Source organism: Schaalia radingae (genome assembly GCF_900106055.1).
GTDB classification, from domain to species: Bacteria; Actinomycetota; Actinomycetes; order Actinomycetales; family Actinomycetaceae; genus Pauljensenia; species Pauljensenia radingae_A.
This window is the reverse complement of sequence record NZ_LT629792.1, coordinates 1960485-1983865: the sequence shown is the minus strand read 5'-3', so window position 1 is coordinate 1983865 and position 23381 is coordinate 1960485. Positions and strand designations below refer to the sequence as shown.

General features: G+C 58.2%; 17 protein-coding genes and 1 tRNA gene. 9 read left to right on the top strand and 9 right to left on the bottom strand.

Going from position 1 to position 23381, the window contains the following annotated elements; all coding sequences use genetic code 11:
- The first annotated feature begins 85 nt into the window (after window positions 1–85).
- Both fbaA and BLT69_RS08690 read left to right on the top strand, forming a co-directional pair.
- Entirely contained in the window at window positions 86–1111 is a 1026-nt protein-coding gene (fbaA, locus tag BLT69_RS08695) for a class II fructose-bisphosphate aldolase (RefSeq protein WP_058237279.1), read from the top strand.
- A 214-nt stretch (window positions 1112–1325) separates the two neighbouring features.
- On the top strand, window positions 1326–2633 hold the full coding sequence (locus BLT69_RS08690) for a hypothetical protein (RefSeq protein WP_070727943.1): 1308 nt from the start codon (window positions 1326–1328) through the stop codon (window positions 2631–2633).
- Between the two features lie 57 nt (window positions 2634–2690).
- Here BLT69_RS08690 and BLT69_RS08685 read toward each other — a convergent pair whose 3' ends face one another.
- From BLT69_RS08685 to BLT69_RS08670, 4 genes are all read right to left on the bottom strand, one after another.
- Entirely contained in the window at window positions 2691–4655 is a 1965-nt protein-coding gene (locus BLT69_RS08685; protein WP_227469377.1) for a glycoside hydrolase family 127 protein, read from the bottom strand.
- 156 nt (window positions 4656–4811) lie between these two features.
- Window positions 4812–5612 carry a glycerophosphodiester phosphodiesterase family protein gene (locus BLT69_RS08680; RefSeq protein WP_092648837.1) on the bottom strand — a complete coding sequence of 267 codons (801 nt, stop codon included), beginning with the start codon at window positions 5610–5612 and terminating at the stop codon, window positions 4812–4814.
- A 46-nt stretch (window positions 5613–5658) separates the two neighbouring features.
- Window positions 5659–6924: a DUF4032 domain-containing protein gene (locus tag BLT69_RS08675; RefSeq protein ID WP_257525571.1), complete on the bottom strand. Its 1266-nt coding sequence runs from the start codon at window positions 6922–6924 to the stop codon at window positions 5659–5661.
- A gap of 155 nt (window positions 6925–7079) precedes the next feature.
- Entirely contained in the window at window positions 7080–8165 is a 1086-nt protein-coding gene (locus BLT69_RS08670; protein WP_157886389.1) for an SGNH/GDSL hydrolase family protein, read from the bottom strand.
- Between the two features lie 149 nt (window positions 8166–8314).
- Here BLT69_RS08670 and BLT69_RS08665 point away from each other — a divergent pair, with 149 nt between their 5' ends.
- Window positions 8315–8608: a putative quinol monooxygenase gene (locus tag BLT69_RS08665; RefSeq protein ID WP_070727935.1), complete on the top strand. Its 294-nt coding sequence runs from the start codon at window positions 8315–8317 to the stop codon at window positions 8606–8608.
- A 133-nt stretch (window positions 8609–8741) separates the two neighbouring features.
- Here BLT69_RS08665 and BLT69_RS08660 read toward each other — a convergent pair whose 3' ends face one another.
- Entirely contained in the window at window positions 8742–11672 is a 2931-nt protein-coding gene (locus tag BLT69_RS08660) for a Cna B-type domain-containing protein (protein WP_092648836.1), read from the bottom strand.
- A 753-nt stretch (window positions 11673–12425) separates the two neighbouring features.
- Window positions 12426–13580 carry an ABC transporter ATP-binding protein gene (locus tag BLT69_RS08655; RefSeq protein WP_058237274.1) on the bottom strand — a complete coding sequence of 385 codons (1155 nt, stop codon included), beginning with the start codon at window positions 13578–13580 and terminating at the stop codon, window positions 12426–12428.
- 368 nt (window positions 13581–13948) lie between these two features.
- On the opposite strand from BLT69_RS08655, the gene BLT69_RS08650 reads away from it, so the two are divergent.
- From BLT69_RS08650 to BLT69_RS08640, 3 genes are all read left to right on the top strand, one after another.
- Window positions 13949–15919: a serine/threonine-protein kinase gene (locus BLT69_RS08650; RefSeq protein WP_157886388.1), complete on the top strand. Its 1971-nt coding sequence runs from the start codon at window positions 13949–13951 to the stop codon at window positions 15917–15919.
- Window positions 15920–16053: 134 nt separating this feature from the next.
- Window positions 16054–16860 carry a DsbA family protein gene (locus BLT69_RS08645; protein ID WP_092648834.1) on the top strand — a complete coding sequence of 269 codons (807 nt, stop codon included), beginning with the start codon at window positions 16054–16056 and terminating at the stop codon, window positions 16858–16860.
- 108 nt (window positions 16861–16968) lie between these two features.
- Window positions 16969–17044 (top strand) — tRNA-Thr (locus BLT69_RS08640).
- 498 nt (window positions 17045–17542) lie between these two features.
- Here the strand turns inward: BLT69_RS08640 and BLT69_RS08635 are convergent.
- Together BLT69_RS08635 and BLT69_RS08630 are read right to left on the bottom strand one after the other, a co-directional pair.
- Complete coding sequence (locus tag BLT69_RS08635) at window positions 17543–17935, bottom strand: hypothetical protein (RefSeq protein WP_092648833.1); 393 nt, start codon at window positions 17933–17935, stop codon at window positions 17543–17545.
- A 476-nt stretch (window positions 17936–18411) separates the two neighbouring features.
- The gene (locus tag BLT69_RS08630) at window positions 18412–19107 is read right to left on the bottom strand and encodes a uracil-DNA glycosylase (protein ID WP_227469376.1); all 696 of its coding nucleotides are present in this window, start codon (window positions 19105–19107) and stop codon (window positions 18412–18414) included.
- Between the two features lie 146 nt (window positions 19108–19253).
- Between BLT69_RS08630 and BLT69_RS08625 the strand changes: the two genes are divergently transcribed.
- From BLT69_RS08625 to groL, 3 genes are all read left to right on the top strand, one after another.
- On the top strand, window positions 19254–19877 hold the full coding sequence (locus tag BLT69_RS08625) for a LytR C-terminal domain-containing protein (RefSeq protein ID WP_082628586.1): 624 nt from the start codon (window positions 19254–19256) through the stop codon (window positions 19875–19877).
- A 28-nt stretch (window positions 19878–19905) separates the two neighbouring features.
- Window positions 19906–20982, top strand: coding sequence for a glutathione S-transferase C-terminal domain-containing protein (locus BLT69_RS08620; protein ID WP_092648832.1), 1077 nt, complete (start codon window positions 19906–19908; stop codon window positions 20980–20982).
- Window positions 20983–21271: 289 nt separating this feature from the next.
- Window positions 21272–22894, top strand: coding sequence for a chaperonin GroEL (groL, locus tag BLT69_RS08615; RefSeq protein WP_092648831.1), 1623 nt, complete (start codon window positions 21272–21274; stop codon window positions 22892–22894).
- Window positions 22895–23020: 126 nt separating this feature from the next.
- On the opposite strand, the gene BLT69_RS08610 is transcribed toward groL, so the two are convergent.
- Entirely contained in the window at window positions 23021–23308 is a 288-nt protein-coding gene (locus tag BLT69_RS08610; protein WP_058237260.1) for a WXG100 family type VII secretion target, read from the bottom strand.
- Between the last annotated feature and the right edge of the window lie 73 nt (window positions 23309–23381).

The window sequence follows — 23381 nt, the reverse complement described above, 5'->3', positions numbered from 1 at the left end:
TCGGACGGGACTTTCTCCCCTCCACGGCCGAGCAAAACATGAGATAATACTGATTGACCGACTGTCGTTCAAAGAGGAGGCTCCTGTGCCTATCGCAACACCTGAGGTCTACAACGAAATGTTCGATCGCGCCAAGAAGGGCAAGTTTGCTTACCCTGCGATCAACGTGACCTCATCCCAAACTCTGACTGCAGCTCTGCGAGGCTTCGCGGAAGCAGAATCCGATGGCATCATCCAGGTTTCTGTGGGCGGCGCAGAATACTGGTCCGGCTCGACGATCAAGGATCGCGTTGCCGGCTCACTCGCTATGGCTGCATACGCACGCGAGGTTGCCAAGAACTACCCAGTCACCGTCGCGCTGCACACTGACCACTGCGCCAAGCAGAACATTGATTCCTGGATTCGTCCGCTCATGGAACTGGAAGCCGAAGAAGTCAAGGCAGGACGTCTGCCCTTCTACCAGTCCCACATGTGGGACGGCTCATCCGTTCCGTTGGACGAGAACCTGAAGATCGCTCAGGAACTGCTGGAGCTGTCGCAGAAGTCCAACACCATTCTTGAAGTTGAGATCGGTGTTGTCGGCGGCGAAGAAGACGGCATCAAGGGCGAGATCAACGAAAAGCTCTACACCACTCCTGAAGACGGCATCAAGACCGTCGAGGCACTGGGTCTGGGCGAAAAGGGCCGTTACATCACAGCGCTGACCTTCGGTAACGTCCACGGTGCGTACAAGCCTGGTTTCGTCAAGCTGCGCCCGGAGATCCTCGGAGAGATCCAGGAAGCTGTGGGCAAGAAGTTCGATGCTGGCGACCGACCCTTCGACCTGGTGATGCACGGCGGATCCGGTTCGACCGCTGAGGAAATCGCCACCGCTGTCGAAAACGGCGTCATCAAGATGAACGTCGACACCGACACGCAGTACGCATTCACCCGTCCCGTTGCCGCCTGGATGATGCAGAACGTCGAAGGCGTTCTGAAGATCGACGGCGAGGTCGGCGTGAAGAAGCAGTACGATCCTCGTTCATGGGGCAAGGCTGCTGAAGCTGGCATGGCTGCTCGCGTTGTCGAGGCATGTGAGCGTCTGGGCTCCACCGGCACCAAGATGAAGTAAGCATTCGCGAGCCGCTGTCACTGACAGCATCCGCGAACGGTCACCTTGCCGGTGACTGACGTGAAGAAGGCTCGGATGGGCGCGCTGTCGAGCGTGACCATCCGAGCCTTTTCGCTGTGTAAAGGCAGAAAACGGCGCCTGACTGCTCAAAATGGGGCGCAAGACGTCTGCTCGTGATGAGATACTGGTAGTGAAATCAACGTGGGAGGATCCAATGACGCAACAGTGGAATCGGATTGACGGCATGATGATTGCCCAGACACTCAATCCTGAAGAAGTCGCTGAAGACTTGTCCAAGAGAGGAATCGTCGCGCGACTGGAGTGGTTTGACCGCAGCACGCGGCTGCTGGGCTTTGTCATGGCATCCAACGATGATGGCAAGCTCGCCACCATCGGACCTCGCTCCGAGATCCTCAAACCGGGACCAACCGAACAGGAACTCGCTGACGAACTTGCCACCACCTACAAGGCCGAGGTGCGACTTGGCGCCGGCCAGTCAGACCACCTGGATGAAGTTGTTGACGGACCGCACGACGATGCGCGGGCGGACGAGGCAGGCGACGACGATTCCGGCAAGGACGCACCAGATACGGCCGACGAAACAGCCTCATTAAGCCAGGACGAACTGCGCGCCCAATTCAATGGCGACATGAACGAACCGCTCGATGCAGTGAAATCGCGCATTATCGAAATCGGACGGACTCCCGCATCGTCCGTCCCACTGCTGGCGGCACTCGAAGGTGTCGATATTGCAGATCTCGAGCTGCCCGGCGATGCACGCGCACTCTTTGCCGAACTGCCCCCGGAACGTTTGGGCTGGAACTTCGGCGATTTGCCGCTGGTCACGCTGTCCATGGCAGATGACGAATTCCAGATATTCCTGGTGACCGACGACCATCTTGAACATGTCATTTCCTTCAACTGGGCAATGCGATACCTGATGGTCCCCGGCAAACGCGGTGTCAGCGGGAAAAGCACCGACGAAATCGACGCGCTCGTCGGCGAAAACACGAATATGAAAGAAATCGCCGCGATGATTCCCGGTGCCGACGCCGACGCACTCATTGACGCCACCACAAAGAGCGGTGACGAGGCAGTGAAAGCCGTCGTGGCGGCAGTTGGCCTGCCGGATAGTGCCGCCGACTTCCTGCTCGGCAGGTGCGAGGCTGAAGCAGTTGAGGGAACGCAGCCTCACATGGCGCGCGGAATTTCCAATGCAATTGGTCGAAGCGTTGACATTCTGCTGCGGGAACCGGAAGCAACCGGCCACAACATCTGGGAGGCTTACCACTCGACCGCGCTTGAAAAGCCCTGGATTGTGCGCGTCGGCGCAGCGGTGGAAGCTGCAACCGGTGCGATGCTGGTGGCAACGGCGATCCGCACCTCGAAACCCCGATCCGGATGGAGCAAGGTCGCCGGTGTCCTCGGTTCACTGCTCATCATTGACTCCGTTGCTGAAGTGTCACTGGCGAAAATGCTGGCACTGCGAGCCGACCGACGCACGGACGCTGCCGCACAGTAGTTTCTTTCGTGGGGAACTGAGCGTTGTGGGCGGAGACGGCATGGGATGTTGAGGCTGTTACCGCAGTCTTTCTGCATCCAGGAGCCATACGGCCATTGCGCCCTGGCCGCGGTTATTCCATGCGTAGTACGGCACCAATGTTGCGCGAGTGCTTGTCAATGACGGCGAGTGATGCGAGTACAGTGCCGCGTTGTCCGAGGAGGTGGCCGCGGCGGCAGAAAGATGAAGCTCGTAGAGACCGAGCTCATTGTTGAAAGAAGTATCGGCGTCAGAGCAATCGGCTATGGCAATGCATGGTATGGGTGCATCGTTGTCAATCTCTTCAGCGCAATACACCAGAGGTCCACGTTCAATTGCCACCTTGCCGGCGCAGTCTCCTACGCGGGGATTTGCCCACACGCGGGTTGTGTCCATCGCAAGACGAAGGTCCAACTGCGTCGAGTCGTGCCACGTTCGTTCGATGCACGCGTACCCGTCGCGCATCGCAGGGGTAACGGACTCGCCATTGATGGCCAGTGCGAATGACGAAGCCCATTGCGGAATTCGTAAACGCAGCATGTGCTCTGTCGGGGAACTGGCACTGACAGTGAGACTGACGTCGCCATCCCATGGCATGTTGCTCGTCTGCTGGATTTTCATGCTGCCGTTTGCAACAGGCCACGATGCCTCACTGCTGATATAGAGATTGACGGTCATCACTTCAGCCTTGTGATCGTCAGCAGTGTGACACGTGGTATCTGCGGAAAAAGTGGCAGGAGAGTCGCCCTCGTCGATGGAGTAAATAAAGTGTTCGAGCGAAGTGAGCAGACGTGCGAAATTCGGCGGGCAGCATGCGCACCCAAACCACGGTGAGCGCGAACGTGTCCCATCGGACTCAAGAGGATTATCGTAGAAATAGCTCATGCCATCGAGTGAGGCTCCGGAAAGCACCCCGTTGTACAGTGCGCGCTCAAGAACATCAATGTAACGTGCTTGACCGGTCATGTACGCCATGCGTTGTGCCCAGAAAACGAGGCCGATAGCTGCGCATGTTTCGGCGTAGCCGTGTTCGTTCGGCAGATGATAGGCAGGCCCGAAGGATTCGAGTGCTGGTTCGGATCCCACTCCGCCCGTGACATACATTTTGCGTGTCGTCACGTCATTCCACAGGGTCTCGCATGCGTCGCGCAGACGCTGATCTTGAGTGGCGATTGCGAGGTCAGCCATTGCGGTATAAAGGTACATGGCTCGCACTGCGTGCCCGACAGCTTCATCCTGCTCGCGTACGGGTCGATGCGCCTGATGATATTCGTATGTGTCATCTGACTGCATGCCTGTCCGCGCGCGTTCTTCGAGTGCGAAGTATGAGGGTTTCTGGCCGCGCCGATCAATAAAGCGTTGCGCCAATTCAAGATAGCGTGTCTGGTTCGTAAGACGAGCCAACTTTACCAAAGCGAGTTCAATTTCCTCGTGACCTGGGTAGCCGCCACTGCAGGGTCCATCATCTGCAAACACACGGTCAATCAGGTCGACATAGCGGGTGACAACACCCAGCAGTTTTGTCGAGCCGGTTGCATACGTATGCGCGACGGCAGCCTCAATGAGATGGCCGGCGCAATACAGCTCGTGTTGATCTCGCAAGTTTGTCCAGCGCTTGTCAGGCTCGACCAGCGTGAAATGGGTATTGAGATAGCCGTCGTCCTGCTGGGCGCCGGCAAGCAGTTCAATCGTGGAATCAACGGCTTTTTCGAGGGCGGGATCTGGATGGGAGGCCAGAGAATTCGATGCAGCTTCGATCCATTTGGCGATATCTGAATCCCAGAAGATGTGAGGTTCTGGTGTCTGGCCAGGTTTCCACGCCATTTTTAGCGCATCAAAATGATGCCCCGGTTTGCTCATCTGAGCCTGCTGATGGGAAAGTGAGCGCGTGCGGACGATTTCGCGACGTGGAGACCAGAAATCATCAGTAACTGTGACTGACTTGAGAGGCAGTGCGCCTGGTAACGGAGAAAAAAACGATAAATGTGAACGTTCACGAATCACGGCAGTGTGAATCCTTTCGAACCGTTTTCTTTGATGGTAGTAGCCTGATGGCCATTCGTCGAATGTGCGTTGATACGCTGCGCACCTGGCGTATCAGAAACTGCCAGAAGGAGACGGCGCGTCGACCGGCATACGGCCGACGCGCCACAACGTCTCCTAGGCGCGCAGAGCCTCAGCCGGGAAGTCCTGAACCCGATCAGTGAAAATACCTGTGACACCCCATGCGGCCAGTTCGCGTGCGCGATCAACATCGTTGACAGTCCACACGTTCACTTCCAGGCCAGCCTGACGGGCATACTCCACGTCGCGATGTGTGACAGCCTCATTTGCAGGGTGAACCGCTGTGCACCCCAGTTTGGCGGCGGCATCGACGGCACTGGTGATCGACTCGGATTCGGGGTCAACGAGCCAGCCCAGATCGAGGGATCGACGCACCGTACCGAAGGCGCTGGCCTGGCCGCCCTGGTGATGTGCCTGCCATGCGACGGAAAAGTCGCAGAGGAGGGCGTGATCAAAGGAGGACACCAGGATCTGCGACGGATTCTTCATACCGGCCACGAGCACGCAAATACGGTCGATAAGCTCGCTGCGCAGCGTCTGCCCACCCTGGCACGGCTTGATCTCCAGGTTGCCGATCATCTGATTGGCGTCTAGGAACGTGAGCACCTCGCTCAGCTCAGGAACTCGCTCAAAGCGATATGTGTCGGAAAACCACGCGCCCGCATCCAGGCGACGCAGGTCATTGAAACCTTTGTCGTAGTAGCCGCCGGTACCGGACGTGGTGCGGTCGAAAGTCTGGTCGTGCATGACCAGTAATGTTCCATCGCCCATGATGTCGACATCGAACTCGATGCGACGAGCCCCGACTTCCATCGCTTTGACGAACGCTCCCATCGTGTTTTCGGGCGCAAGGGACGAGGCCCCGCGATGGGCGAAAAGGTGAGGAAACTCAGACACGGATTCTCCTTCAGACGTAGTCAGGGGCGGTGCAACGTCGCCCTCGTTAATACATATCCTCATTGTGGAAGGCAGGCAACTCTGCAGTATCGAGCGGGTCAGGATCGAGAAGCACAGCCTCGTCACGCTTTTGAGGCAGAACGGAACGCGTATAGGAATCGATGACGTCAGCGAGCGGGATATCATGTCCGGCTTGCTGAGCGAGGTACCAGCGGTGCTCCAGAACTTCATGGAAAATCTGCGCCGGCTCGAGTTTCCGGGTCATCTCGGGCGGCACGCCGGTGACGATCGGTTCGAACACGTCACGCATCCATTCGTGCGCCACGATTTCAATGGGCATGTTCTGACGACCGGTGATCGCACGATACGTTTGCAGATCATTCAGCATGCGGCGTGCCTGCTGTTCGCCCACATCCATTCCCGTCAAACGCATGATCTGTCGATGGTAGTGCCCTGCATCCACCACTTTTGGCGTGATCGTCAGGTGCGTGCCGTCAATATCTGACACCATCTGCAGTTCGCCCACATTGAAACCCAGGTCGTTGAGGCGTTCGATGCGCTCAGCGACCTTCCACCGCTGATTGAGCTCGATGGATTCGGATGCGGTCAGTTCGTGCCACAGGTCCTCGTAGCGCGAACGGATGCGGTCACCCACGATGATCGGGTCTTCGTCCTCCGGAAAGAAACCGCCAGCCTGCAGGTCCATCAGTTCACCGATAATGTTCGTGCGCGCCAGGTCAACGTCGTAGTCACGCTGACCGGGCGTCAGGTTCGGGTGCAGCTCGCCGGTTTCCGCGTCCACCAGGTACGCCGAAAATGCCCCGGCATCGCGGCGGAACAGTGTATTCGACAGGGACACGTCGCCCCAGTAGAAGCCGAGCAGGTGGAGGCGAACGAGCAGCACGGCAAGCGCGTCGATGAGACGAGTCGCCGTGTCGGGAGTCATGAACTGGCTGAACAATGCGCGGTAGGGCAGTGAAAACTGCAGGTGCTCTGTAACCAGTGCGGCGTTGAGCTCTTCGCCCTGCGGGTCGCGTCTGCCAGTAATGACAGCTGTAGGTTGGACGGACGGAGCATCCAGACGCACGAGATCGCGCAGGAGTTGATATTCGTGGTGGGCAACCGACTCGCCAATCTCCTTGACGGCGATCACGCGCCCGGACAGGTTGACGAAACGCACGATGTGTCGCGAAATTCCACGCGGCAGCGCGGCCAGAATCTCACTGGGCCAGTCTTCCAGCGGAACTTCCCACGGAAGGTCCAGCAACGCAGGATCGACGCGTGCAGCAGTGATCTCCATGGACTGAGGCATAGGTCTATTCTCGCACTTTATTGGCGTGTCATGTGGGACGCATGGATGGACCGGCGGACGCCGGCTTGCAGATGCGCGGGGTGGGGTCGCCCTCGTTGAGAGTGAAAGATCACGAGGAGCGACTGGCCAACCCGGTTTCTGCCTTGTGCGCGAGTTTAACGCTGCGCAAGAATCGCGTCGGTGAGCGTGTCGGCTTCCGCTGCCCAGCCACTGGGCGTGGGATGCATGTAGCCCATAAGGTCGGTGGAGGCGAAAGGTGCTGAGATCCAGGAATGATCCTGGGACGCCGCCATGTGCGGATCGAGGCCGTGCCCGTCGAAGGCGTCTCGAATGTCAACAAGGTGGAAGCGGGTCGTCCCATTGGCCTTGTTCAGATCGCTGATGATGCTGGACTGCAGGTCGGTGTAGCGAGCCTGGAGGGTGCGCAGCGTGGTGCCGGCATCGAACCAACCTGCAGGACCTTCGGGAAGCATGTAGGACGGCGTGCTCAGCAGATCCGGGTAGGACAGCAGATAGATGTCAGCGTTGCCGGCGGCACGCTCGTCAATATCTCTCAGAAGGGTGGTGAGGCGCGTGCGGAAGGTGTCGACGGTGACGGTAGCCTCGTTCATGCGCTGCTGGCAGGACGAGGCATCACGCCCGATGAAGCAGGACACGATGATGCCGAAGAAGTTGGCATCATTGCCGCCAATTGTCAGGAACACGGAGTCATAGTCGGGGGTGACGGCGTCGAGCTGAGGGAGCGCGTACAGGTGGCATTCGGCGGTGGCCGTGTAGAGAGAACCGGCAGGTGCGGGAGCGACCTGGCGAATATCCCACGTGAAGTTCCCCTCGGGAAGTACGCCGCAGATCTGGGATTCTTCGACGCGGCGCTGCCATTCAGCGGGCTGGTCAGGGTAGGTCGACTTGGGTAGAACGTAGGTCTTCGTCACCGACTTCTTCCACCCCAGGGACTGTGAGGAGTAGAAGTCCTTCGACTGTGCACCTGAGCAGGCACGGTTTGTGTACGAGGCGCCAAGGCGTTCAGCGGTGACAGCACCGTAATTATTGGGCGAGCGGTAACAGTTCGTGTCCGTGTAGTTCTGCGCGCCGTTTCCTGCCGAGTAGGAATCGCCCAGCTGCAGAATATTGTGCGGGGTCGAGGGTGACTCAGATGCGGTGGCGCTTTCAGCGTGCGCGGTAAGCGGTGCGAGGAGACTGAGGCATGCCACTGCAATGCCTGATGCAACTAGACGACGCATTTGACATCCTTCCATGATGGCCCGAGGAGCGGCCGCAGCTGGCCCCTTCTGTCATGACAATACCTTGTGAAGGGGACAGAACGCGTGAACAGGCCGCTAGGAATAGGCTGGTCGGTAAATCGCTGGACGTAGCGACACAGGGGGTCACGATGAGCCTAACGGTTAATCTGTATTACACAGGACGCAATGGGAGCGCCCGCGCATTTGCTCAGGAGATGGTAACCAGCGGCATTGTTGATCGAGTTCGCGCCCAGGAAGGTAATGAACGTTACGAGTATTTCTTCCCGATGAATGATCCGGAGACGGTTCTGTTGATCGACCGTTGGCATGACCAAGAAGCCCTTGACCAGCATCACCATTCTGAGATGATGACGCAGATCGCGCAGCTACGTGAGAAGTACGCGCTGCATCTGCGGGTCGAACGCTATCGCGACGATCACTGACCGTGGGGGCCTGACGGCGATCCGTGTCGTCCTCGATATCGCCCTGCCTTCCAGCGAAAGCTGTACGATCAGGTGATCAGCCCTGATGGTGAAAACCGTGCAGGGGCGTGATCTTCGCCATCAGGGCAGCTTCTCATCTCTCAGCCCTGCGCCGTAAACGCGCTCCAGCCCTGACAGCGACTCCTGCAGCGCCCAGTGCGCCGAACAACCACAGCGCCGTGGAATCAGCTCCCGTTTTCACCAGATGAGGCGGTGCCGGGGGCGTCGGCGGGGTGGGTGGAGTAGGTGGTGTCGGTGGCTTCTGCCTGTTCGTCAGTGTCACCACCACATCGTGAGAGCCCTCCTGCGTTGCTGCCTGCTGCGCAGCTGAGTCAAATCCTTCGATTGGCGTCTCGACCACTGCGTACCGAACCGGCTCGCCTGCAACGGTTCGTGGCAAGTTCGTAAAGGTGTAAGTCCAATTGCCGTCAGCATCTGGGGTGATGGTGACGGGGTCGCCCACGTTGGTTGGGTCGCCCTCGCCAATTTGCCGGGTGAGCTGGACCGTGATGCTGTCCGGGATGGCGGGGGAGGTGCCTTCAAGCGTTTCGCCATCAACATCTTGCCAGATCTTATTGACCGTCACAGTCATTGGAGTCTGCGTATTCGTGATGGTGAGTGCGCGCACCTGCGGGGCATCCGAAATCATGGTGATGGGGGAAATGACTGAATCATAGCCGTCGACGTGCAACTCGTGAATTGAATATGTAACCTCTTCAGCCTCGTCGCTGCCAGCGTTGATGAGGGTTGTTGGCAGGCCTTTAAACGTGTGACGCCAGTTGCCGTCCTTATCAGGAGTAATGGTAATGGGATCGCCGAGCTGAGTCGGATCGTGCTGCCCGATTTGGCGCATCAACTGGATCGTGATGCTTGAGGGCAACGAGGGCGACGCACCGGGAATCTCGGTGCCTTCACTGTCATGCCACTGCTTAGCGACTTCCAGATCAACTGTGTCGGGTTTTCCGAAAGTGACGTTGCCGTTTGAACCGATTCCTGCACCTCGTTCGGCACTGTTTTTCGTGATTGTGAGCTTGGCCAGCGCTGATGCATCATTCTTCGTGTGATCTGTAGCCTCTGAGTGGAGACCCTCATTTCGGAGCGGCCGATCCCAGAAATCTTGCGGGTCGCCTGGAGCCTCTGGGGAGAAACGTTGGTCTTTGTTATCGAAGTAGTAGGTGACGTCGCCGCCACCCAGCATACGATTGGCCAAGCGTAAATTGATCGACCCGGCGGAACCGTAATTGTCGTGGGCGATATCGGAACCGAAATGGCTGGCAGAGTTATTGAAAATCCCGGCACCTTCTGTCACGTATAAGTCGATGGAGCCGGTCGGGCAGACCCACACTCCGCCACCGATATACCCCGCGTCATTATGGTTAACTGCAACGTTTTCAAAGTGCGCTGAGTAGGACTTGGTGGCCACGTAGACACCGCCCCCCATTTGCTTCGCCGTGTTCGCTTCGATGTTTCCGCCGCGTAAAGTAACGCGGTTGCTAACAATGTTGATACCGCCGCCGGTGCGAGAGGCACTGTTATGGGAGATGGTCCCGCCGTTCATGATAAAAGCTGCCGGAGAAAGGTCTGCCCAGGCATCAGGGGTGTACCCAGCCTGCTTTCCTGTGCTGGGGATCTCTGCCCATGTCTTTTCAGCGCCTTGTACGTAGTTATCGAATGTTCCTACGCCGCCTCCATTGGGAGCGGTGTTATTGGTGATCGTTCCGCCGTTCATTGTCACAACGGAGTTGCCAAATGAAAAAACTCCGCCGCCGCTGAATCGACTGGTGTTGTTGGTGATCGTTCCGCCGTTGATTTCTACTGTATTGCGTGCTGATTCTTTGGTCTGTTCAGCTTCTTCTTTCGAGAACGGCCACGACATTGCGAGAATGCCTCCGGCGAAGCCGTTGTTGCTGGAGATCTCACCGCCATTCATCACCATGTGGCCACCGTTGTACAGGCCGACCCCTCCTGCTTCACCGTAGTCGTACGGTGAGTGCTCACTGACGCCTGAGCCCCAACCGTCGGTGATGAGTCCTCCATGCATGATGAACGTTGCACCATCGCTGACTGCGATATTGCCTGCACCGTTTTGAGTAGTGGTGGGATCTTGTCGTCTGTGGTTATCGGTGATGGTGCCGCCATTCATGGTGAACGAAGCTTTGGAACCCGTGACGGTCACTGCACCGATGTGAGATCCTGAGTGGTCGCGTACGCCGCTGAGCGTGCCTTGATTGAGGACAAATGCTCCTCGTGAGTGGACAAGGATCTGCCCATTCTTAACGTACTCGCCGCGAGCGCCCATCTCGATCTCGCCGCCTTCGGGCTGAGCAGAAATGGTCAGGGTAGCGCCTTCCTCGACGTTGAACAGAGCAGAACCTCTGAACCCGTCCTCAGCGATGAGCGACGAGGAATTGGCTCCCCACGCATTGGCAGGATAATTGACCAGCTCAATGTCAGCTCCGCGTGGAATCGTGACAGTGTCGGTGAGATAGGGGCCGACCATTCCCAGAACGATGCGAGTTGGTGTGGAGCCAGCCTGTGTGATCAGTGAACGGAATTGGTCCTCGCTGCACGTGAGATCTTGCTGAGGCGTGTAGCAATAGACCTCAGTGCGTTCAGGATCTGGCGCCGATTCGGTTGCGGCTGACCGTTGAGTACTGGTGCGTGCTGAATCGGTGGCCGGCGCTGTCATCAATGGGGCAGCTCCAGGCATCGGCGCGTCGGCTGCTGTGGAGTAGTCTTCATCTTCCACAGTACCGACAACAGCGGGATCTCCCGGATTTTCAGGAATATGAAGGCCTCCCTGCTCTGAGGGCGATTCAGTACCGCTTTGCGGTGAATCTGCAATGGTATTGGAGGCTTCGGGAGAGTCGGAGGCGGCGTCATCAGCCCAAGTCGGGGAGACGAAACCAACTACGAGGCTCGAGGTACACGCGAGCGCTGCCGCGCATAATGCTGCCAAATGTGTGAAAGTCGATGTGCGAGTGCGTGTCGGACTGTGCCCTGGACGAGAGGGTGCAATAAACATGTGATCACCTGTCAATGGGTTTGAGTTATGCTGCCGTGCAACTGTGAGAGACAATCAACGAAAGCTTACCACTAGGTTGGAGTAAAGAAAAAGGGGGTCGTGACAAGTGCTCGTGGAAGGATGACCACCACCACATCGCCCGCCTCACCGGCCACGGGTCGTGACAAGTGCTCGTGGAAGGATGAGTCAGGCAAATAGTGCGCTGAAGATTCCCTCAGTGGTCTTGAAACGAAGCGTTGCGCTTTTGTTCTACGTGTTTCGGAGGTTTGGGAATGTGGTGGGGAGGTATTGGCGGGAGTTGAGGTGCTGCGAGGTCAGGATGGTTGCGGATCGTCCTACCGATGGTGGGCCGATGGCAGCGTGTGTTTTCTCAAACGACAAACGTCGCTGACGTGCAGGAATAAACCGGCAACGGGTAATGTATGTGATTGTGACGCGGAAGCCCTCGCCCGAAACCATCAACGGCCTGTTCGAAGCTGAATCGATATGCAAGCAAATTGTTGGGACCGCTCCACCTTGTCGTACTCCTCACGAGAGCTAGAGCCCCTGGTAGAACGCTGCTTGCCTCCACCAAGCCCTCAACTGCACCAGTGAAGAGCAAAGTGTTCGATCCAAATTTGACAGAGTGTAAAATTTGTGTCTAGAGAGATACGAAAAGGTGGCTCGCCCCATGTTGGGGCGAGCCACCGGTGATATTTCAGTGGGGGAACAGCATCAGATTTGCATCGTCAGCTGACCCTCGTGAGTCTTAGCTTAGGCAGGCAGACGCTCGCCAGTTGCCGCCGAGAAGTTGTGTTGCTGCGCAGGAATGACGCGAGCGTGGATCACAGATCCCGTCTTCGGGGCGGTACGCGGAGGAACGCGAACGATCAACTGATCGCTCTTGTCTTCCTTATTCTCATCAGGATTCTCGTCGGTACCCGATCCAAGGCCGTGGCCTCCCTCGACACCTGCAAGGTGTCCGTAGATGTAGGCGTCAGAGCCGAGTTCCTCAACGAAGTCGACTTCGATCGGAATGGTGCCTTCGACATCTTCACCAACCAGCTCAAGTCCCTCAGGACGGAAGCCGATGACGACCGTGTTGTTGTCTTCTGGCTTCAGAGCCGCAATGGTGGCATCCGACAGGGCAACGCGAGCAGTTCCGAGGACGCCCCAGTTGCCTTCGACCTTGAAACGACCCAGGTTCATTGCAGGTGAACCGATGAATCCTGCGACGAATTCGTTGGCGGGGCGTTCGTACATTTCCTGAGGTGTGCCAACTTGCTGAAGGATGCCGTTGTTGAGAACCGCGATGCGGTCACCCATTGTCAGAGCTTCGGTCTGGTCGTGGGTCACGTACACGGTTGTGACACCGAGTTCGCGCTGCAGTGATGCGATCTGTGTGCGGGTCTGAACACGCAGCTTGGCATCCAGGTTGGATAGCGGCTCGTCCATCAGGAACACCTGCGGTTTACGAACAATTGCACGTCCCATTGCGACTCGCTGACGCTGACCACCGGACAGAGCCTTCGGCTTGCGGTCCAGGTAGGGCTCCAGGTCAAGGATGCGTGCTGCTTCGTTCACGCGCTCACGGATTTCGTTCTTATCCGTGCCAGCGATCTTCAGAGCAAAGCCCATGTTGTCGCGCACAGTCATGTGCGGGTACAGAGCGTAGTTCTGGAAGACCATTGCAATGTCGCGGTTCTTGGGCTGAACATCGGTGACATCGCGGTCACCAATGAAGATGCGTCCAGAGTTGACGTCTTCAAGACCAGCAAGCATACGCAGTGACGTTGACTTTCCGCAGCCGGAAGGACCAACGAGGACGAGGAACTCGCCGTCAGCGATTTCCAGGGACAGTTCTTTCACAGCTGGCTTGTCTGAACCCGGGTAAATGCGGGTTGCCTTATCAAACGTTACTGTTGCCATGTTTTTAACCTCCACCGACAGGTACGTGCCGGACGATCCAAGTAGAGAGCCGGGACAACGGCGTCTTCACCGCTGCCGATGCTGCCGTTCCCCCTGTGAACGAAAGCACTGGATTAAAAATACCATGAGATCGACAGCGGGGGATACCTGAGATAGTGAATCAGTCCTGTTGCGCATGTCACTGACCAGCATCATCAGCTATGACAGTGCAAGAATCAGCCATGAGTGAAAGAGGTCTCGTCATTCTTGGCCTCGCGCATGGCCCACAGTCTCACTGGGAGCTTCTTCCCGCGCCCGCTCTTACGTGAAAGTCGAAAATCCTCGAATCTAAGTCCTGCAGAGCGTCAACATTCGATACGCTCAAGGATGTGGATATCGGGCAACGCGTTGGCGGCTACGAACTGGTCAGCCGTCTGGGCACGGGAGGTGCCGGCACTGTCTGGCTGGCTCGTGACGATGGAGGAGCACAAGTCGCCCTGAAAATGCTGCACCCCGCTCAGGCTGCCACGGAGGAAGCCCGACAGCGTCTGAGCAGAGAAGCTGCCACGGTCAATCGAATCCGATCAGACGGCGTCGTGCGCGTCCTCGATGTTGAAACGGAAGCCGCCGAACCCTTCGTTGTCACCGAATACGTGAACGGCCCAACCCTCGCCTCGCGCATCCGCAGCGGGACAATGGAACTGAGCGAAGTGGCGCACCTGGCCACAGCACTGAACCGTATCCTCAAACGTGTCCACGGGGCAGGGGTGGTTCACCGTGACATCAAACCGTCGAACATCATTCTGTCCAAACGCGGCCCCGTGCTCATCGACTTCGGTATCGCGGTCGGGGATGGGGATGACCGGCTGACGGCGACCGGACTGGTGTCCGGCACTGCGGGCTACACCGCACCGGAAGTAATGACAGGCAGTCCGGTGACTCCTCAGGCTGATTGGTGGTCCCTGAGCGCCACGATCCTGCACGCATTGACCGGCCGACCACCTTTTGGAGGCGGAGCACCCGGCGTCATCATTTCCCGCGTCCTTGCCGGCGACGCGGATATCGCGGGATTGCCTCCTCGCTTGGCATCGTCCATGAAACGATGCCTGGATCCTACTGTCGACAACCGTATGAGCTTCGAAAGCCTGTGCTCCGTTCTGAACGGTGCGGCAGATTCGCACGCTCGCGATGGATACGGCTCCGGCCACGACGACGAAACTGATCAGTACTCAGACACATGGACGGGGAGCTCACTGGTCACTTCCAGCCTGGGTGACCTGGGCTCAACATTCATGCCCTCATCATTTGACGAGGACGACTACACGAGCGACACGCCTGAGACAACACAGTATCCCGATATGGCCACCAATCAGGCGTACACCCAGCCTCTGACTCAGAGCACTGACGTGTATCGCGCACCGCAACCCGGCCAGCCAGAGCTCTCTGCCGGGCAGCCCAATCAGTGGGAGCCGCCTGTCACCGTGCCCTACCCGGTGTCTCCTCCCGACCAGACGGCTGTCATCCCCACCGACGTGCCTCCGCTTCCGCCCGATGAGGCGCAACCAGGGTGGCAAAGCGCAGGCCCCTTCCTGGTCAACAAGGGCGGCGAGTCGTTCAAGAAACTTCCGACGTGGGATGATGCGCAGTCACCCTCGGCAATTACGGTGGACAAGCCTGCGCCCCTCGAACTGGCGGAGCCGGGCGAAGGGGACGTCGAGGAAACCGATGGTGAACCTGCATGGCAACCTCCCCCTCTGAAGAGAACGGGGGTCTTGTCGACCTGCCTGATGGCGGCCCTCTCGCTGTTGCCTGTCGCATACGGCATGTCAGGACTGGTCGCAGTGCTCGCAACCCTCCTGGTATTCAGCGTGATCGGGCAGTTCCGCGAACGCAAGGTCAACCGGCAGAGGGATCGCAACGGGCCGGGGCCGGGAGATACGGCCATGACACTTCTCAAAGTGCCGATCATGGTGGTGGTCGGTGTGCTGAGCATAGCCGTCGCTTCGGTGATCGCATGTATATGGGCGGCGATCGTGTGGGCCATCGCCATTGTGACGGTGCTGAGGGATTATCTTGAGATGTCTCTGGAAACCCTTCAATGGCCCGGTGACCTGGTGCTATGGGGCGGGGTACTCTCCGATCCCAGTGGAATTGCGACTCAGATGATTCCGCTGACGGCGCTGATGGCTGTCTCACTGGTGCTGCTGATGAGCTTCAGGATCCTCGAGCTTACTGAATCGGTGCGTGATGGAATGGCGATCGTGTTCCGCACCGTGTCGCCGCCGTGGTGGGGGCGTGCGCTGTTGAGTGCGGCTTTCCTGGCCATCCCGGTCGCGTTCTGGCTGACGACGGTTTCCTAGATGTGCTGACGGCGGTTTTCGAGGAAGGCGGCTGTGGATGCTCTGGCCTGTTGGGTTCGCGTCAGGTGGGTCATCGCGTCATAATGATCCTGCGTGAAAATCAGTATCTGCCCGAAGCGAGGAGCACATAACCGATGGCGAAGTCAGAATCATCGCGTGATACGCGCACGAAGGCGCGGGAGATGCGCGAAGCCCAGCTCAAGTCGGAAAAGCGTACCCGCGTCATCATCATCGGCGTGGTCGTGCTGATTGTCGTCGCCGTGGTTGCAGCTGTGGCGGCAGTGATGCTGACGTATCGCCCGAAAGGTTCGGCTCTGCCTGACGAGGAGGCCGCAGCGCTGCTGGGACCCTACGCAGATTCGTCGCCGGTGGTGTACTCCCACAACGGCATTGAGGATCCTGATCCCAACCTGCCGACGCTGACGATCTATTTTGACTACTCGTGCCACGTATGTGCGCAGGTTGACACCGCGGGCGGTGAAGAAATCGTCCAGGCTGCTACTGACGGGAAGTTCAACATTGCCTACCAGCCCGTCACAACAGTTGGCATGGACTACGCGAAACCCGCGACCACAGCATCGCTGATCGTTGCACAGAAGGATCCCGAACACTGGGTGGCGTTCCACCACGCGCTGATGGGCTTCTTCAATGAGCAGTGGACGTCTGGCGATACACGCGTCGTTAAATCAATGGATCAGTCCATTGACAAGGTGGCGGAACTCGCCCGTTCCGTGGGAGTTCCTGACGAAGTTGTCTCGACCTTCGACGCCAATGCGGTGCAAACCTACTTGGCGAACTCCACTAAAGTATGGGGCGAGAAGAAGTTCGCGGGTCGCGGCGATTCGTACGGCACCCCCGAATACGTGAAGGATGGCACGAAGGTTATTCCGTTCACGCTGGAGAACTTCGCCTCCGACATTATCTCGGGGATGGCTGATTAAACGGTTCGCGCTTGCCATAAGCGGTGAGTAGTCGTCTCGAGGGATTCTTCACACTCAATAGATTCGATTGGTGTTCACTGGTGTGCTCATGGCAAGATATGTGAGCTGGCCACCTTAGCTCAGTTGGTAGAGCACCCGCCTTGTAAGCGGACGGTCGCGAGTTCGAGTCTCGCAGGTGGCTCCATACTTTCGAATTGGATGACGTCAGGCCGGCGAATAATTGGTGTGCATATAGCCGAGGGTGTCTCCCGTCCCCTGAACATTCCTCGAGTGCAAGGGTGAGCCTGGTGGTGGTGCTGGATCAGCGTCACCGTGGTGGACGGTAAGACGAACGCTGTCACAATGGACACGGAGGGGTGCAGCACGATTGCCCATCGTGACGGGGCTACGAACTCAAAAGGCGTGTCGTAGCGGTGTCGGGGTGATCGACGCGACCCAATCGGTGGCCGATTGCGTTGAATCGATGAGGGCATCCCCGCTATGTGGTGTATGCGGGACGTTGGCTTTCTTAGGTAGTTCCCGTATTTGCAGCTTCAACAGGTGTATTTCGGGCATTAACCCTGAATGCTCGACGCATTCGTTTTCAGAGGAATTGCGTCTATCGCAGTGAACAGCAGATGCGCTTGTTGGTGACGCCTTGACTACACCTTAAGAAACGCGCCAAAGTGCTGTCCTGTGTCGATCACCTGGACGGCTGGAGGTCCCCAGTCAGCTTAACTGTGACACCGAGCTCTTGGCACATTTCGACAATTCCGGTTGTCTGGGAGGCAAATGAGTCAAGCATGCCAGAATTCTGGGTTTCGCCGAACTTTTCAATGTTGTTTCTTGTCCGCACGAGCTTGTCCTGAAGGTGAAGATCTTCCGCTGCGTCTTCCGCATTATTGAGCTTGTCGGTGATCTGCGACAGTGTGTCCTCATTCGGCGCCGAGCGATCCTCGATGGTGGCGAAGATATCAACGGCCTCTTTGTACAGCCCGCACGCTGTCTTGTCGCCTTCGGCAGCATTGCTTCCGCCACACGCAGTGAGTGTCAAAGCTGCTGCAAGTGTCAGAAGTGGTAGTGCGTAACGTTTCACCGCGTGTCCTCAGTTTCTTTATCTGCTAGTACGATGCGTATGGGCGCGTCAACAGCGTCCCGCGGTACATTACCACAGGCCGGACCGGGAACTGGTACGAAGTGGCTACTGGTGGCTGCCAGGGGGTGCTGCCGAACCAGGCATACCACTAGGGGTAGCGTTCGCCCATTGGCAAAGGCTCAGTCTGATCCCTCGCTTCCTCGCGAATCTCCACATCGCCAACGCAACATACGACAAGAGCAAAGAGTAAAAGCGACGCGCTCGTATCTCCTGCCGTTTTGAATGAACTGACTCCTCGCACTCACGACTGAACACATAACTGTCCAACTTTCAGGGGTCAGCACGGCCGTGAGAGCAGAGTTCTGCCTAATTGCGACCAACCCGTCCTCGAAAGTCCGCTTTCAGATTGCCGGCCTCTGCGCCGCTATCTGCATCCGCGGCCAGCGGTCCCGCCTGAAAGAGTGGCCCTAAGATTCCTACGGCAACTGCCAGTTGACCGGCTCCGCACCCTGAGACTGCAGCAGCGCATTGACACGCGAAAACGGCCGCGAACCGAAGAACCCGCGACGAGCAGAAAGCGGCGACGGATGAGCAGACTCCACCACAGGTGTTGCACCCAGTCGCGGCTTCAGTCCCTGAGCATCGCGACCCCATAAAACAGCGACCAGAGGCCTCCCTCGTCCAACAAGAGCATCGATCGCGCAATCCGTCACCTCTTCCCAGCCGCGGCCACGATGCGAAGCCGGCGCGCCAGGGCGCACAGTAAGGACGCGGTTCAGCAGGCACACTCCCTCGCGTGACCAGGGAGTCAAATCACCGCTGGTCGGACGAGGCACACCCAGATCCTCCACCAACTCAGTGAAGATATTCTCCAAGGAGCGAGGCGGGCGAACCCCGGGAGCAACAGAAAACGACAGCCCCATGGCGTGCCCGGGTGTCGGATAGGGATCCTGGCCGACGACGAGCACCTTGACCTCATCAAACGGATATGTGAACGCGCGCAACACGTCCCGTCCGGCAGGAAAGTACCCGTGACCAGATTGAATCTCCGAGCGCAACATCTGTCCAAGCTCATGCACGCGCTCTTCAACCGGAGCCAGCGCCCGCGCCCATCCCGGATCAAGCAGCTCACTCAATGGTCGCGGGCCGGTGCCGCCTTCAATTTCGCTCACGTACCTAGCGTATCCCGTCTTATTGACGAGGGTGCCCTTCGAGCCGCGGTCTGAGCGGTATGTTGAGACAGCCGTAACCGGCGCTGCCGATGCGACACCCGGCCGATTGGCCGCACAAAAGTGACAGTTACAGATAGTCTAAGCGCGTGAGCTCACAGTATCCGAAGGATGAATTTGATCGAGCTGGCGAAGATATGCCGGTCGGTATGCACCGCGCCCAGCCCTCGAAATGGCGCTCAGTCGCGCCGTTCTTGATTCTTCTCATCGTTATCCCGCTGCTCGGATGGGGTCTCGCGCGAGTCCTCACCAATGCAGGAATCACGCCGTCACAGTCCGATTCGACTCAGTCGGTCGCACAGTCGGTCGCGCCCCCCTCGGGCGATGTGCAATCGGGCGAGCAGGCAGATGAGAAGCCAGAAGCTTCGGGAACTGGCTCAACCGACACACAGGTATCGGGCGAAGAAACTCAATCGTCCGGAGATGAGCCAACTGAAGAAATCATCGACAAGCATGTCAAGATCGGCGTCCTCAACGGCACGGGTATCGAGGGGCTTGCGGCCGAAAAATCCGCAGCGCTGAACGAGGCAGGATTCCCCGGAACTATCGCTGAGAACGCAGAAGGTTGGGTCTCCGACGTTTCTGTGGTGTACTACGCCGATCCGCAGATCGAAAAATCCGCCCACGAAATCGCCCGAGTCCTGGGAATTGACGAGGTTCGCGAGAACTTCGATGATGTCGGTGACTACGACGTGGTCGTCCTGCTCAGATAAGAGGAACCCCTCAAGAAGAGGCGGAAATATGGCTGACGACGCTCAGAAAGCTCACAACGCCGCAACCGAAGGCGCGTACGTACGCGACACCGCCTACATTGCTGACAGGATTGTGTCGTCGATCCCGCCAGGATCCGCTCCGCAACCGCGATCAGGCGATGCACGTGAAGTGGGGAACATGTTGTGGCCGGTCGAGTCTGGCCGCTACCGCCTCATGGCCGCCCGAGCTTGCCCGTGGGCACACCGCGCTGTCATCATCCGCCGACTCATGGGTCTGGAGGACGCTCTGACACTGAGTCTGGCAGGCCCCACCCACGATGCCCGGTCATGGAACTACAGTGGGATGTACCCCGACGACCGTGATCCGGTGCTTGGCATCGAGCGCCTCCAGGACGCATACTTTGCGCGCGTGCCCGACTATCCGAAAGGGATCACCGTCCCTGCGATTGTGGATGTCCCCAGTGGTGCCGTGGTGACCAATGACTTTAACCAGATGACCATCGACATGTGCACACAGTGGTCAGGCGTGCAGCGTGACGGCGCTCCGGACCTGTATCCAGAGTCGTTAGTGGACGAAATCGAAGCCGTCAACGACGAGGTCTACCCGAACATCAACAACGGTGTCTATCGGTGCGGTTTCGCCGCTGACCAATCCAGCTACGAGGACGCCTATCGAGATCTGTGGCGCGCAATGGACTGGGTTAGTGATCGGCTCACCTCCCGCCGCTACCTGGTCGGTGACCACATCACGCTGGCTGACGTGCGACTGTTCACCACCCTTGTGCGTTTCGATGCAGTCTATTTCGGGCACTTCAAAGCCAATCGGATGATGATCCGTGACATGCCGGTACTGCGTGCCTACCTGCAGGACCTGTTCCAAACACCGGGTTTCGGTGACACGGTGGACATCCAACAGATCAAAGAGCACTACTACATCGTGCACGAGGAAATCAACCCCACCCGCGTTGTCCCTGTGGGACCGGATCTGTCGTACCTTCTGGAAGAACATGATCGCGAGCAGCTGGGCGGCCAACCGTTCGGACAAGGAACAGCGCCTGGCCCTGTGCGAGAAGACGAGCGCCCTCCCGCACTGACTGAATGTTAAAGAACGCGCAGCTCAGCGCCGTCGGTCACAGCTGCCGGGCAAGGTGGCCGCTGGGCGGGCTATCCGCCGGTACAACCCGCTTCATGACTGTTCGCTATGAGCGACTATGCCCGTCTTGCACTCTCGGGTCGAGAGTGCCAAAATTGGATTAGCACTCGCCAAGGCAGAGTGATAAAAGACCTTAGGGCTGGTGAGGTTACACCGGCAACGAGACAAGAACGTTGCCAGTGGAATCGTCCGTCGCGGGCACCGTCCCTACGATCCGCAATGCGGAAGGAATATACATAGCATGTCCAAGCTCATTCATTTTGATGAGGAAGCGCGCCGTGGCATGGAGCGCGGTCTGAATCTTCTGGCTGACACCGTCAAGGTCACGCTTGGCCCCAAGGGCCGCAACGTTGTCCTCGACAAGAAGTGGGGAGCTCCCACGATCACCAAAGACGGCGTGTCTGTCGCCAAGGAAATCGACCTCGAAGATCCGTTTGAGCGCATCGGCGCCGAACTGGTGAAGGAAGTTGCCAAGAAGACCGATGACGTCGCCGGTGATGGCACCACGACCGCAACCGTTCTTGCCCAGGCACTCGTACACGAAGGTTTGCGTAACGTCGCAGCCGGCGCCAACCCGATTGGAATCAAGCGCGGCATCGACCAGGCAGTTGAAGCAATCGTTGAGCAGCTGCACAAGGACGCCAAGCCGATCGAAACCACCGACCAGATCGCTGCAACCGCGTCGATCTCGGCAAATGATCCGGCCATCGGCAAGCTCATCGCTGAAGCTTTCGAAAAGGTCGGAGCCGAAGGTGTTGTGACTGTTGAAGAGACCAACTCCTTCGACACCACCTTGGAGACCACCGAAGGCATGCGTTTCGACAAGGGCTACCTGTCCGCGTACTTCGTCACCGACACTGAGCGTCAGGAAGCAGTCCTTGAGGACCCTTACGTTCTGCTCATGGAATCCAAGATCTCCAATGTCAAGGATCTGCTGCCCCTGCTTGAGAAGGTCATGCAGTCCGGCAAGTCCCTGCTGATTGTTGCTGAGGACATCGAAGGTGAAGCGCTGGCTACACTGGTCGTCAACAAGATCCGCGGAACCTTCAAGTCAGTGGCCGTCAAGGCTCCCGGCTTTGGCGATCGCCGCAAGGCAATGCTGCAGGATATGGCCATCCTGACCGGCGGTCAGGTCATCTCCGAGACTGTTGGCCTTTCCCTCGAGAACGCCGATCTGGAACTGCTGGGTCGCGCCCGCAAGGTTGTCGTCACCAAGGACGAGACCACCATTGTGGACGGCGCCGGTGAAAAGGACGCCATCGATGGTCGCATCCGCCAGATCAAGACCGAGATCGAGAACACCGATTCCGATTACGACCGCGAGAAGCTGCAAGAACGCCTCGCCAAGCTTTCCGGTGGTGTCGCCGTTATCAAGTCCGGCGCCGCAACCGAGGTTGAGCTGAAGGAGCGTAAGCACCGCATCGAAGATGCTATCCGTAACGCCCGCGCAGCCTCTGAAGAAGGCATCGTGGCCGGTGGTGGTGTGGCACTGCTCCACGCCGCACACGCAGCGCTGGACGACCTCAAGGTCGAAGGCGACGTGGCAACAGGCGTGGGCATTGTGCGCCTGGCTGTTGCAGCTCCTATCAAGCAGATCGCTGAGAACGCCGGACTCGAAGGCGGCGTCGTGGTGGATCGCGTGTCCTCCATGAAGCCGGGCGAAGGCCTGAACGCTGACAGCGGCGAATACGGTGACCTGATGGTTGAAGGAATCTCCGACCCGGTCAAGGTGACTCGTTCCGCACTGCAGAACGCAGCATCCATCGCCGGAATGTTCCTGACCACTGAGGCCGTTGTGGCCGACAAGCCAGAACCGCCAGCAGCGCCCGCTGCCGGTGGCGATGACATGGGCGGAATGTACTAAGCCGCATCTGACCTACAGACACCAATTGACTGGAAGGTGCTGACCGCATATCCAGTTAAGCGCGAGGAAGTCCCGTTGAGCACACGTGCTCGGCGGGGCTTCCTCGCATGTTCGCGACATCGTCACTTACGCGAACAACGACACGGTCTGCGACTCGGCATCAGCGTAGACGTTGGCAGCAGCGGATAGCTGCGTGCTGATCGAATCCAATGACGATTCAACCTGCGTTTGAGTTGCGCGCCAGGAGGCGGTCAGCTCAGCGAAATTAGCTGACGCAACTCCCGTCCATGTGTCCTGCAGGGCCAGAAGATCAGCCATCATGGATGCCACTTCTGTTCGAATACGTTCGGCTGTGGCGCCGATATTGGCCGCAGATGCAGCAACTAGATCTGAGTCGACGTTATATGTTGCCATCGGGGATCATCCTTTCGGTTGCGCGAACCCGCGGTGGGCTCGTCACACATACCGTAGGAAGGGCAGCCGCCCT